The sequence below is a fragment of the Caballeronia sp. INML3B genome (assembly GCF_023631305.1).
In the GTDB taxonomy this organism is placed as follows: Bacteria; Pseudomonadota; Gammaproteobacteria; order Burkholderiales; family Burkholderiaceae; genus Caballeronia; species Caballeronia turbans.
In genome coordinates this window covers 20,886-33,876 of record NZ_JALQDI010000064.1, presented here as the reverse complement: position 1 = coordinate 33,876, position 12,991 = coordinate 20,886, and the positions used below count along the sequence as shown (strand labels likewise).

The 12,991-nt window shown below is 61.7% G+C and carries 8 protein-coding genes; 7 read left to right on the top strand and 1 reads right to left on the bottom strand.

Annotated features, from left to right (window positions below; translation table 11 throughout):
• Positions 1 to 327 precede the first annotated feature (327 nt).
• On the top strand, positions 328 to 2,619 hold the full coding sequence (locus tag NCS58_RS27500; RefSeq protein WP_250478025.1) for a heavy metal translocating P-type ATPase: 2,292 nt from the start codon (positions 328 to 330) through the stop codon (positions 2,617 to 2,619).
• Between the two features lie 14 nt (positions 2,620 to 2,633).
• Here the strand turns inward: NCS58_RS27500 and NCS58_RS27495 are convergent, their stop codons facing one another.
• Positions 2,634 to 3,581 (bottom strand): universal stress protein, encoded by a 948-nt coding sequence (locus tag NCS58_RS27495; protein WP_250478024.1) that lies wholly within the window; start codon positions 3,579 to 3,581, stop codon positions 2,634 to 2,636.
• A 264-nt stretch (positions 3,582 to 3,845) separates the two neighbouring features.
• Between NCS58_RS27495 and NCS58_RS27490 the strand changes: the two genes are divergently transcribed.
• The 6 genes from NCS58_RS27490 to NCS58_RS27465 all read left to right on the top strand — a co-directional run bounded on the left by NCS58_RS27490 (position 3,846) and on the right by NCS58_RS27465 (position 12,991).
• Positions 3,846 to 5,054, top strand: a complete 1,209-nt coding sequence (locus tag NCS58_RS27490; protein ID WP_086961487.1) for an AI-2E family transporter — start codon at positions 3,846 to 3,848, stop codon at positions 5,052 to 5,054.
• A gap of 119 nt (positions 5,055 to 5,173) precedes the next feature.
• Positions 5,174 to 5,914 carry a BON domain-containing protein gene (locus NCS58_RS27485; RefSeq protein WP_061120911.1) on the top strand — a complete coding sequence of 247 codons (741 nt, stop codon included), beginning with the start codon at positions 5,174 to 5,176 and terminating at the stop codon, positions 5,912 to 5,914.
• Between the two features lie 593 nt (positions 5,915 to 6,507).
• Positions 6,508 to 7,140, top strand: a complete 633-nt coding sequence (locus NCS58_RS27480; RefSeq protein ID WP_061120912.1) for a TetR/AcrR family transcriptional regulator — start codon at positions 6,508 to 6,510, stop codon at positions 7,138 to 7,140.
• A gap of 207 nt (positions 7,141 to 7,347) precedes the next feature.
• Positions 7,348 to 8,439 carry an AI-2E family transporter gene (locus NCS58_RS27475; protein ID WP_061120935.1) on the top strand — a complete coding sequence of 364 codons (1,092 nt, stop codon included), beginning with the start codon at positions 7,348 to 7,350 and terminating at the stop codon, positions 8,437 to 8,439.
• Positions 8,440 to 8,642: 203 nt separating this feature from the next.
• Entirely contained in the window at positions 8,643 to 9,821 is a 1,179-nt protein-coding gene (locus tag NCS58_RS27470) for an efflux RND transporter periplasmic adaptor subunit (RefSeq protein ID WP_061120913.1), read from the top strand.
• Positions 9,818 to 12,991 (top strand): efflux RND transporter permease subunit, encoded by a 3,174-nt coding sequence (locus NCS58_RS27465; protein WP_061120914.1) that lies wholly within the window; start codon positions 9,818 to 9,820, stop codon positions 12,989 to 12,991. The genes NCS58_RS27470 and NCS58_RS27465 overlap by 4 nt, the downstream gene beginning before the upstream one ends.

Sequence of the window (12,991 nt, the reverse complement as noted above, 5' to 3'; positions counted from 1 at the left end):
CATCCGATGAGAGGGAGTTGACTGATTCTTTCACCTCGCGTGACATCGCGATTGATCTGGATCAGTCCGCATGCGCCTGACGGTACCGCTACGCTCGAACGCGCTCCCACTCTCGCTTGACTCACATCAACGAATTGCCTGCGCTCAGGCTTATGCTGGCCCGAATCCAACGGACCGATCATGCAGACCCATTGCCCGTCGAAACTTCGGCGAGGCTCGGTGAACTCACCCGGCGCATCGAACGCGAGTCGATGGCACGCCTGCCGCTCTTTGAAGAGAAGCCCCGCACTCGAACCCTCCTGTCGACGAGAGCAAGCGTCGAATGTCATGTCGAGCAGATCGTCCTCACTTCACTTTTACGTCGTCGGTGTCGTTGCGCTCGGGCTTGCGGCCGGAGCAGGCCTGTTCACGGCGGGGCGGATCGCCATCGCGCACGCGCTCTGGCTTGCGTGCGTGGCGCCATCGTTCGCGATCTTGTGCTTATCGACCGCACAAAAGTTGCGTCGGCGCGAGGCGGGCGTCGATGTCCTCGCGCTGCTCTCGATGGGCGTCGCTGCTCTTACCGGCGAATATTTCACCGCGGCAGTCATCTCGCTGATGGTGGCAGGCGGAAGGGCGCTCGAAGCGTTCGGGCAGGCGCGTGCGGGCGCCGAGATGACGGCGTTGCTCACGCTTGCGCCGAACTATGGGCACCGGTACGAAGCGGGAGAATGGCGTCAGGTCGATCCGGAGGCGATTCGCACGGGAGACCGCTTGCTCGTCCGGGCCGGAGAGCGGGTGCCGGTAGACGGCACGCTCAAACAGGAAGCGGAACTCGATGAGTCGGCGCTTACCGGCGAGGCGGCCATACGGCCGCGAGGCGCCGGCGAGCTCATTCAAAGCGGCGTGTTGAACGCGGGCGCGCCGTTCGAAATGATCGCGACAGCGGCGGCGCGTGACAGCACGTTCTCCGGCATCATCCGTATGGTCGAAGCGGCGCAACAGGCGCGCAGTCCGACCGCGCGTCTCGCGGATCGATACGCGATATTCTTCGTTCCGCTCACGATCGTCGTCGCGGGCGCATGCTGGATCTTGACCGGCGACGTGATCCGCGCGCTGGCCGTTCTGGTCGTCGCGACGCCTTGCCCGCTGTTACTCGCCGTGCCCATTGCGATCGTTTCGGGTATGTCCGCTTGCGCCAGGCGCGGCGTACTGGTCAAGAGCGGCGACGCCATTGAACGTCTGGCGCGAGCACAGATCCTTTTCTTCGACAAGACTGGCACGCTGACGAGCGGACGCGCCCGGCTCGTCTCGATCGAGAGCAGTCCCGGCATCGAACCCGAACTCGTTTTGCAACTGGCCGCTTCGCTGGCGCAGGCGTCGGCACATGTCGTGGCAGAAGCGCTCACGGTGGCGGCACGCGAGCGCGGCCTCTCGCTCGTTGCGCCGTCGCAGGTCACCGAGTGTCCAGGAGCGGGCGTGATCGGCACAGTCGATGGCAAGGTCGTGGTCATCGGTTCATTCGCGCATGCAGTCGCCCGGGCGCAAGCTGCGCCGTGGAGCGCTGCGGTCCTGCGCCATCTCGGTCATGAAGGCGGTTCGGCCGTCTTTGTGGACGTGGACGGCGTGATGGTCGGCGCACTCAGGCTCGCCGATCCCATCCGGCTGGATACGCCCCGTGCATTGCGCTTGCTCAGACGCGCAGGCATCAGGCGAATCGCCATGCTGACGGGCGACCGGAAGGATGTCGCGGACTGCATCGGCGCGAGTCTGGGCGTCGACGAAGTCCATGCCGAACAGACGCCCGGCGACAAGCTCTCTTTGATCCGTTCTGCCCGCGCGGAGGGTGTGGTCGTCATGGTCGGCGACGGCGTCAACGATGCGCCCGCGCTCGCGGCCGCCGATATCGGCGTAGCAATGGGCGCGCGGGGTGCCGCGGCCTCCGCGCAGGCTGCTGACATCGTGCTGCTGACCGATCGGCTCGACCGCCTCGTGGAGGGCCTGGAAATCGCCAGACGATGCCAGCACATCGCCGTACAAAGTGCGGCGGCGGGCATGGGATTGTCGATCGCTGCCATGATCGTGGCAGCGCTCGGTTACCTGAGTCCACCGTACGGCGCTGTGTTGCAGGAAGTGATAGACATCGCCGTGATCGCAAACGCGCTTCGTGTCCTGCACATGAAGTCCAGGTCGCGCCAGCATGCGCTGCCGCGAGGCGATGCGGAGCGCCTGCGAGCCGCCCACCTCGGACTCGAACCGGTATTGGGTGAAATCAGGCGTCTCGCTGAAGGTTTGCCTGGGCTTCCGAGGCAAGCAGTCTCGGCGGAGCTGGAAAGAATCAACGAACTCCTGGTGCGTGTTCTGCTGGCGCACGAGAAGGAGGACGATATCCGTCTGTATCCAGACCTCGCCAGGCGGCTCGGCGGTGAAGACCCCATGGCGGCGATGGCCGGCACTCACGCGGAGATCTTTCGCACTGTTCACGTGTTACGGCGCATAGCGGCCGATCTTCCGGCAGACGGACCGGACGAACGGTGCGTACGAGAGTTGCAGCGACTGCTGTACGTCCTCGATGCCGTCGTCCGCCTGCACTGCGCGCAGGAGGACGAGCTTTTTCATGCACTCGATGACAGCGCCTGAGCAACGTGCAGCACTTAGCCGAATGCGGAGTTGACGAGCAATAGCGGTGTGCACGTGATGCCCACCACGCGGCGCGCAACGCTGCCGAGCACCCAGCGCGCGGCTCCGCGCCGGCCATGCGTGCCCATGACGAGCAGGTCGGCACGCCACGCGTTCGCCTCGCGCACGATTGTATGAGCGATATCGTCCCTGCACTGGCTGGTGCTCACGATCTCAGCGGTTTTGTGTCCGGGAACGTGATCGAGCACGCGTCGCGCGATCGTCATGGCCGACTTGCCTTCTGCCATGAATGCTTCTTCGAACAAGGCAAAGGGCAGAGGATTGTCGAACCGCGCGGCTTTGTCGATGACGTAGATCGTTTTTATGCAAGTTTCCGATGTCGCGAACTTCGCGCCCACGCGAAGCGCCGGAACGACCTCGGTGCTGCCGTCGACAGCGAAGAGAATGCGCCGCGGACCTTTCTCATCCGTCGCTGCGAAAGACTCCGGAACGATCAGGAGAGGCAGCTTGACATTGGCGGTCAGCGGCTCGGCTACGTTGCCTTCGATCCAGCGCAGCAATCCGTGATGCTGACGCGCACCGATGACCAGCAGATCCGCATTCCACTTCGTCGCTACTTCAGCGATCGCATGCACGACGTCCCCACCTTGCTTCGATAATTCGACAAGCTCGGTATCGGCATGAAGTCCATGCCCGGCGAATTGCGCCTGGGCGTGACGCAGCATTTCGCGGCCGCTTTCGATCAGATCGCGGCGGACCGAGTCGAGTGAAAGCGGGATTCTGTCCGGAAGCGGCAGCGGTACATACGGGTTATCGACCACGCTGACAAGACGCACGAACGTGCCGGGTGAGACGAAGCTGCAAGCGTAGCGAAGCGCGTTCTCCGATGCAGGCGACGTGTCGAGGGCGATCAGTACTCGTCGCGGCCGATAGGCCTCGGCCTTATCTTCAGTGGGTTCCATGTTCGTATATCGGGCAGTCGTCTCGGCGTGCCCTTCTGTATGCGATAGCACCATCTTGATTGCGCCCGCGTCGGGGAGGTTGATCTAGATCAGATCGGCGCAGCTTGCGATCGCATCATGATGGATGGAAGGCGGACCAACTGGCCGGTTCGCCTGCACCGTCTTGCGTCAGATTTCTGCTAAGCGGCGCGTCAGGTTCATATCGGCGCTGACACTCAACCCGACGCTCCGCTCCGATAGCGGCGATATAGCGGCAATAGCGAAATGAAAAAGCGAACGGATGCGTCGAATGCATCGTGGTTTGCCCCAATCGTGATCCTCGCGTTGGGAGCACTGCTGGTCCGCCCATTCATCGGCCCGGTCTTGTGGGCATTCCTTCTTGCCTATGCAACGTGGCCCTTGTACATATTCATGCGTAAGGGCATGCGCGGCGGCGCGTCGTTGAGCGCGCTGATGATGACCGTCTCGGTCGCGCTGGTCATCGTCGGATCGACGATTGCCATTGGAGTGCCGTTGACCCGCGAGGTCGTCGAAGTCGCTAATCGATTCGTCGCGTGGAGCGGCGGGGAGCCGAAGCGGCTTGCCTCAGTTGTCGCGGATGTTCCGGTCGTCGGCGCGAGACTATCCGAGCTGATACGCGACGCGCCAGCCTTGAGGAAAGATGTCGCATTTCCAGGCGACGGATGGTTGAGCGCCCTGTCGAAGGCGGGCCGCCTGGCAGGCCGCAATGTGCTGCACTTCGGCTTTACTTTCATTGCGCTCTATTTCACTTATCGGCATGGTGAATCGCTGATTGCGAAGGTACGTCGGTTACTGGAACCGCTTATAGGTCCAAGGCTCGAAGCCTACGTCGCGGTACTTCGCAGCGTGACGCGCGCGGTGCTAATCGGGGTTCCCCTCACTGCAATCGGGCAAGCGGCGTGTGCCGGCATAGGTTACTGGGCGGCAGGCGTCGATGAGCCGCTATTGCTTGCGTTGCTGACGGCATTCGCGGCGCTCGTGCCGTTCGGCGCGCTCTTCGTTTGGCTGCCCACCGGCGTCGCGCTGCTCATGGAAGCAAATCTGTGGGGCGGCATCGGTCTGCTGCTTTGGGGCGCGCTGGTGGTCAGCTCGGTCGACAATGTCATCCGCATGGTGGTCATCGGCAATGCGGTGCGCATGCCGTTCGCCCTGGCGTTGCTCAGTATCATCGGAGGCGTTGCCGCGTTCGGACTCATTGGCCTGTTCGCGGGCCCGCTCGTGGCGGAGATGCTGCGCATGCTATGGGATGAACGAATACACCCTGCACCGAAGACCGAGACCCGGAGCAAACTCGCCTTCACGAAGTCTATGTCTGGCCGCTCGTTACGCCTTGACCGTCATCGTCCGACGAGCGCCGCGCGCGCGATGATGCGCCGAGGAGCGCGACGACGTCGCGACTCGGCGCGCGCTGCAATTGATCCTTATCAAACGAGTCTGGCTCGACGGCGGTAGTCTGGTTCACCGTGACAACGTCAAGGACTCGTGGGTCCGTTCGCGGGCGACTGATGTCTGCCTCGGCATGCGCTTCGCTGTCACGGCCGGTCTGATCAATGCGTTGTGGGACGATTGACATGAGCACGCTGACGATGTCGCCGACGAATGTTTCCGCACCCCGCTCAACCCTGCCGGCAGAACGGCGCGCAGAGGGCTCGCCCCAAAACGACAACGCGCTGATCGTCGCAATCGACGATGCGCTTCGGCTGGACGCGCACCTTGCATCGGAACCGGTGATCGTAGATGTTCATGACGGGCGCGTGACGCTTCGGGGAAGCGTCAGAAGCTACGCGAATAAGCGGGTCATATGCGAGATCGCTGGCGCACTGCCGGGCGTTGACTCCGTAAACGACTGCATCGTAGTGGAACTGTCGCATGAAGCGCAGCGCACGGATGCCGCGCTGGCGTCGGATGTGCGCGTGGCGCTGAGATGGGAGGCGTGCCTTCCTGCGGATGCGATTGAAGTTGCGGTAGAGCATGGCTGCGTCACCTTGTCGGGCGAGATGCCGTGGTCCTTCCAGCGAAAACTCGCGGAGCATGTCGTCGCGCATTTGACAGGCATCACCGGAATAGTCAACCTGTTGCGGGTCAGTGACCGGCAGATGCAATTGCAGGCGACGTCCGGTATCCACGCGGCCATGCGCCGTGCGGCCGATATCGAGGCAGACGATATCGAAATGCGCGTCGCCGACGGCACCGTCACGCTCCGAGGCACGGTATCGTCGGCGGCCGCGAAAAAGGTCGCATACGAGGCGGTTCGTTCGCTCGATGGCGTTCATACGGTGCTCGACGAGACCCGCGTCAGGCACGACGACTGACTGACGGCGACGGCAAACCGACAGCGGGTGTTCGTTGCAACCACGAGCGCGTCATGCCCGTGTACGTTTCTTATTATGCTGCCGGCGGCAAGCGCGTTCGCAGGAACGAGCAGGTGACGAATAGGAAGAAGTTTGCGTAAGGGCCGAGCCACAGCGCGACGCTGACAATGCCATCCATTCGTCGTCCATCTTCAAGCAAGCGGTCGCATAGCGCTCGGCGAACCAAGCGGCCAACGTCTCTCCGGCTGGCGTTGCTTCGTTGGACGACGTTCGCTCCGCGCGCACCGCTGCGGCCGCTGGCACCCCGGAAGCGTAGACGCAGCCAAACGCCCAGGCGGGCAGGCGGGTCGCCGATCGCCGAAAAGTATCAAGGCGACTTCTCGGTCATGCCCCCTCAACGCGAAAGCAGCGCGTGTAGCGTTCAATCATGTATGACGTTAAACCCATTGTTGACATAGATATCAGTTTGCGGTTTAATCTTCCGAAACGGAGGCGCGGACTACCCCCGTGATGAGAGCTCCAACCTGCGTATTCCGAGAGAGGTGCAGTTTGAAGGCAGTGGCAGCAAGCTGTTTGTAACCAGAGCCGTTGCTATGAAGCGGAAACGCCTAACACGCGCGGAGCGCAAAGAGCGAACGCGGGAACGGCTGCTCGACGCGGCCGAGACAATGTTCGTACGTAAGGGGTTGGCTGCAACGAGCGTGGACGACATCTCGGAGGAGGCCGGATACTCGCGTGGTGCGTTCTACTTTAACTTTGAGAGCAAGGCTGAAGTGCTAATCGAGCTGTTGCGGCGGGACGGCGAACGGACTTGTTTGAATTTGCACGCGATCACGAAGAAGGGCGGCACGTCCGATGAAGTGAAGGAACGTGCCACTGCCTGTTTCACCGATTCCCTCAGGCCCGATTCGTTCAGTCTTTGGGCAGAAGGTGCTCTTCTAGCATCGAGGGATGCTGCGTACCGAGATCCCATCAATGCGTTGCGAAACCAGAGATTAGCCGCTACGGGTGAGTGCATTCGGAGCCTACGGGCGGCCAATAAAGCGGAATTGTCGCGCGGACAGACAGAGGCACTGGCGATCGGGATGGCGAGTATCAGCGATGGCATTATGTTCTTCAACATGATTAACGGGCCAAACATGTGCGGCAAGGGCTTAAGGACTATTGCTGTCGCCTTCTTATCGTGGGTCATTGAGCACGGCCCCGAATACGAAGACGATAAATGACTGAACTTTTGCCCCGGAGTTAGGGGGGGCTGGGCCGATTTCGACCGCTGGAAGCCTGACATCCTTAACAAATAAGGGCAGCCAAACCATATCGTTTCGACAGAGAGGCGCTTTCTACTATTAGGAAGCCAAAGTAATTTATGCGGACCATGCGCGATCATGCATGCAACGTTCCCGGGCGAAGAAGCGCAACCAGCTAGCACCCGGATGAGAGTACCTTTGACTACTTACCATCGCCAGTCGTTGTTTTGGGGCGCCGTAGCCTTGTTGGCCGGTGTTTTGCTGTGGGCATTGCGTCCTGTTCTAACACCGTTTCTTCTCGGTGCAATCATCGCGTACGTTTTACAGCCGGGCGTGGAGTGGCTAGTTCGACATCGCACGCCCAGGGGCCTCGCCGCCCTGCTTATGATCTCTCTGATCGCAATGCTTATCGGGTTGTTCGCATTGTTAGTATTTGCTGTCCTTCAAAAGGAAGGACCTGAGCTTGCGAGGCAGCTTCCTTCAATGGTGCAGAATCTCGACGCCGTTCTGAGACCGCGGATGGCTTTACTGGGAATTGACTACTCGGTCAATCTGGCGAATATCCGTGAGGCTTTAACCGCACGTTTATCAGCAAGCGAGCAAGGCGCTGCTCCCTCGGCTTGGGAGTATCTGCGCACAAGCGGCAGCCTGATGGTCAGCGTCGCGGGGAATGTGGTGCTCGTGCCCCTCGTTCTTTTCTACCTGCTCTATGACCGGCATGAAGCGTTCGAGCGCATAGAGAGCTTTGTGCCGCGACGCTGGCTCGCGAAAACACGGGATTTCATTGCGGAGATCGATCAGATGATGTCGCAGTATCTGCGCGGGCAACTGCTCGTCGTCGGAATACTCGCGCTGTTTTATCCGGTTGCGCTAAAGATCGCCGGGTTGGACGTCGCACTGCCCGTCGGTCTTCTCACAGGGCTTGCCGTGTTCATCCCTTACATCGGGTTCGCGACCGCGCTGGCATTGGCGCTTCTGGCTGCGTTTCTGCAGTTCGCAAACTGGTACGGGTTCGGAGCCGTGATTGTAGTGTATGGAGTCGGGCAAATCTTGGAGAGCGTCGTTCTTACGCCCCGGCTCGTCGGCGAGCGCATTGGCCTGCATCCGCTTGCCGTCATCTTCTCGTTACTTGCTTTTGGCGAGCTGTTTGGTTTCTTTGGCGTTCTGCTTGCATTGCCTGCCAGCGCGGTGTTCGCTTCTGCTTTGCGGGAACTGCGGCGCCGTTATCTGATGAGCGCATTTTACCGGACCCGAACATACCAAGATCGGGGACCGTAGCGCAGAAAGTTTGCAATGGCCGGGCGTTCCGCGTGCGATCTCTCGCCGAATGCGGGGCTTCGCTGAATTCGAGTTCTTGTAGCGAGTCAGCGACGCATCAGGAGCTTTCTTGTTCTCGCTCTGCTGGCGAGGCTTGCTTCTCGCGGCCACGGCTAGCCCGATCAGCGCTGTTGGCATTTCTACCTCGACTCATCACCTGCCTTGTGAACATCGTGAAACTATCCGGACCCGTCGCGCTAAAACGGGCGCGCTCTTTGTTACCCTTCTTGTTCCGGTCGACGCACCGGTTACCCGTTGTCGTCGCGGCGTGCGGCGCAATCCTTCTTTCGGCATGCCACCAGCGTGAAGCCGTCGTGCCGGAAGCCAAACCGGTTGTCGCCCTTGCGGTTCATCCGGATGCGAACAACGCGAGTGCCTCGTTGCCTGCGCAGGTCCAGGCCCGTTACTCCACACCCCTGTCGTTTCGCGTGGGCGGCAAAATCATCGAGCGACGAGTGCGCATCGGCGATTCGGTCAAGGCGGGGCAGACGGTTGCGTTACTTGACCCAACCGATCTGCGCAACAACCTTGCCAATGCAAGAGCACTGTTGGCCGCCGCCGAGCATCGGCTCAGCTTCGCCAAGCAGCAGCTTGACCGTGATCAGGCGCAGGCGCACGCGAACCTGATCGCCGCAGCGCAACTAGAGCAGACTCAGGATGCCTATGCGACGGCTCTGGCGCAGCGCGATTCGGCGCGAGCCCAGATGGCGCTCGCGACCGATCAACTGCGCTACACGGCGCTGACAGCTGACCATGACGGTGTGGTCACATCGGAGGATGCCGATACCGGACAGAACATGCAGGCCACGCAGGCCGTCTATCACGTTGATTGGACGGGCGACGTCGACATCGTCTGTGACGCGCCGGAACGGGCACTGAACGCGTTGACGATCGGGGCACGAGCGCGCGTCACATTGCCGGCGCTGCCGGGCAAGACGCTCGAAGCGCGGGTGCGTGAGGTGTCGGCCGCGGCCGATAGCGAAAGCCGCACATGGCGGGTGAAGTTGACGCTGGCTGCACCGGGTCCGCAAGTGCGCCTTGGCATGACGGCAAATGTGATGTTCGACGTGGCCGACGATAGCGCTTCGGGCGAGCCGTTCACACTGCCGGTGACAGCGCTCTTTCACAAGGGCGAGAATCCGGCCGTCTGGGTCGTGCGTAACGGCAGCAATACGCTCGAGCTGCGCCCGGTCACGATCGAGCGATATGACGAGCGCACGGTCTCGGTGAGTTCGGGCCTGCATGACGGCGACCGGGTCGTTCTGCAAGGCGTGCATGCCGTGAGTTCAGGCCAGCAGGTGCAGGCGGTGCCTCCGCTTCATCAGGAGAACTTCCCGACATGAACGCGCGCGACCATGAAAGCGCGCGCGCGAGCGCGCCCGTGAATGCTTCTGATAATGCCGCCGCTGGCGGAACCGGTTTCAATCTGTCTGCCTGGGCGCTGCGGCATCAGCAGCTTGTGATCTTTCTGATCGGTCTGATGACGCTCTTTGGTGTGATCGGTTATACGCAGCTAGCACAATCGGAAGATCCGCCGTTCACCTTTCGGACGATGGTCATCAAGACCTACTGGCCGGGCGCTGCGTCCCGCGACGTGCAGGAACAGATCACGGACCGGATCGGTCGCCAACTGCAGGCGGCCCCCTATGTGGACAATATCAAGAGCTATTCGCGCCCAGGCGAGTCGATGATCTTCTTCGCGATGAAGGACTCGGCGCCTGTTAAGGAGGTGCCCGAGACCTGGTATCAGGTGCGCAAGAAGGTGGGCGACATACGGGCAACGCTTCCGAAAGGCGCGGTAGGACCATTCTTCAACGACGAGTTCGGCGACGTCTACACGAACATCTATGCGCTCGAAGGCGACGGCTTCACGCCCGCGCAACTGCATGACTACGCAGACAAGCTGCGTACCGTCTTGTTGCGCGTGCCTGGCGTGGCAAAGGTCGAATACTTCGGCGATCCCGATCAGCACATCTTTGTCGAAATTTCGAATGCGCAGCTGACGCGACTGTCGATCACGCCGCAGCAGCTCGCCCAGGCCATCGATGCGCAGAACACCGTCGCACCCGTGGGCACTATTACGACGGCGGACGACCGTGTGTTTGTACGGCCGAGCGGCGCTTTCAAGGATGAGCAGGCGCTCGCGGACATGCTGATCACGGTGAACAAGCGTGCGTTCCGCCTCGGCGACATTGCGACGATCAAACGCGGTTACGACGATCCGCCAGTTACCCAAATGCGCCTCGGCGGTCAAGCGGTACTCGGCATCGGCGTGACCATGCAAAAGGGCGGCGACGTCATCAATCTCGGTAAGGCACTGGACGCGAGGACGGCTGAACTGCAGGGCTCATTGCCAGCGGGTCTGAAACTCGCGGCCGTCTCAAGCATGCCGCATGCGGTTAAGCATTCAGTAGACGACTTCGTCGAGGCGGTTGGCGAAGCAGTGGCGATCGTGCTGGTTGTCAGCCTCATCTCGCTGGGCTTGCGAACGGGCATGGTCGTCGTCATCACGATCCCGATCGTCCTGGCAGTGACGGCGCTATGCATGCACTTGTTCGGCATTGGATTGGACAAGGTGTCGCTTGGCACGCTCGTGCTCGCGTTGGGGCTGCTCGTCGACGACGCGATCATTGCCGTCGAAATGATGGCCGTGAAGCTCGAGCAGGGTTGGAGCCGCGTGCGCGCGGCGGCCTTTGCGTACACGAGTACGGCATTCCCCATGCTGACGGGCACGCTTGTGACCGTCTCGGGCTTCCTCCCGATTGCGCTTGCGAAATCGAGCACGGGCGAGTACACGCGCTCGATCTTCGAAGTCTCGGCCATTTCGCTCGTCGTCTCGTGGTTCGCAGCCGTCGTGCTTGTGCCGTTGCTGGGGTTTCACCTGCTTCCGGAGCGCAAGGATCATGCGAGCGGCGGCCACGACCATGAACACGACGTCTACAACACGGGCTTCTATCGGCGCCTGTCGGGCTGGGTCGCGTTGTGCATTGACCGACGCTGGGTCGTGCTCGGGGTCACCGCCGTGCTCTTCGTCATTGCGATGGGAGCGTTCACGCGGGTCCCGCAGCAATTCTTCCCCAACTCCGAGCGCCCGGAGTTGCTCGTCGACCTGAGGCTCCCGGAAGGTGCTTCGTTCGAGGCGACATTACGTGAATCAAAGCGTTTGGAGAAAATTCTCGATGGTAAGCACGGGATCGACCACTTCGTCGACTTCGTCGGCACCGGTGCGCCGCGATTCTATCTACCGCTCGACCAGCAGCTTCAGCAGCCCAACTTCGCGCAGTTCATCGTCACGGCCAAAGACGTGGAGACGCGCGAGGCGTTGATGCACTGGCTCGACGGGAAACTGGAAAAGGACTTTTCCGGCGTGCGCACACGCGTCGCGCGCCTCGAAAACGGGCCGCCTGTGGGTTTCCCGATCAAGTTCCGCGTGAGCGGTGACGATATCGCAACGGTGCGCACGCTGGCGGACACCGTTGCGCAGAAGGTCCGCGCCGACTCACGGACGCGCAACGTCCAGTTCGACTGGGACGAGCCGGCCGAACGGTCAATCTCGTTCGAGATCGACCAGAACAGGGCCCGCCAGCTTGGCGTCACATCGGAGGACGTGTCCAGCTTCCTCGCCATGACGTTGTCCGGCTACACGGTCACGCAGTATCGCGAGCGCGACAAGCTGATCAATGTCGACCTACGTGCGCCGAAGAGCGAGCGCGTCGACCCCGCGAAGCTTACGAGCCTCGCCATCCCGACACCGAACGGCGCGGTGCCGCTCGGCTCGCTCGGGCATGTGCGCAACACGTTGGAATACGGCGTGATCTGGGAGCGCGATCGCCAGCCGACCATCACCGTGCAGGCGGACGTGCGCGGCGACGCGCAGGGCATCGACGTCACGCGCGACATCGAGCGCGCACTTACCGCTGTGCGCTCTAAGCTGCCTGTCGGATATCGGATCGAGGTGGGCGGAGCGGTCGAAGAGAGCGTGAAGGGCCAGACGTCGATCAACGCGGAAATGCCGCTGATGATCATCGCCGTGCTGACGCTGCTGATGATCCAGCTAAAGAACTTCGCGCGCACGTTTATCGTCGTGCTGACGGCGCCGCTGGGGCTTATTGGGGTGGTGACTGCACTGCTGCTGTTCGGCAAACCGTTCGGGTTTGTCGCGCTGCTCGGTGTGATTGCGATGTTCGGCATCATCATGCGCAACTCCGTGATTCTGGTCGACCAGATCGACCAGGACATCGCGGCGGGGCACGCGCGCTACGACGCCATTATCGGCGCAACGGTGCGGCGCTTCAGGCCCATCATGCTGACGGCCGCCGCTGCCGTGCTCGCGCTGATCCCGCTACTTCGCTCGGGCTTCTTCGGACCCATGGCGACTGCACTGATGGGCGGCATCACCGTCGCCACCATGCTGACGGTGTTCTTTTTGCCAGCGCTCTACGCGACGTGCTTCAGGGTGCGCCGCGACGAGCGCAGTGCGCAACCCGTCGTCGTCGAGCATGCGGAGGTTTGA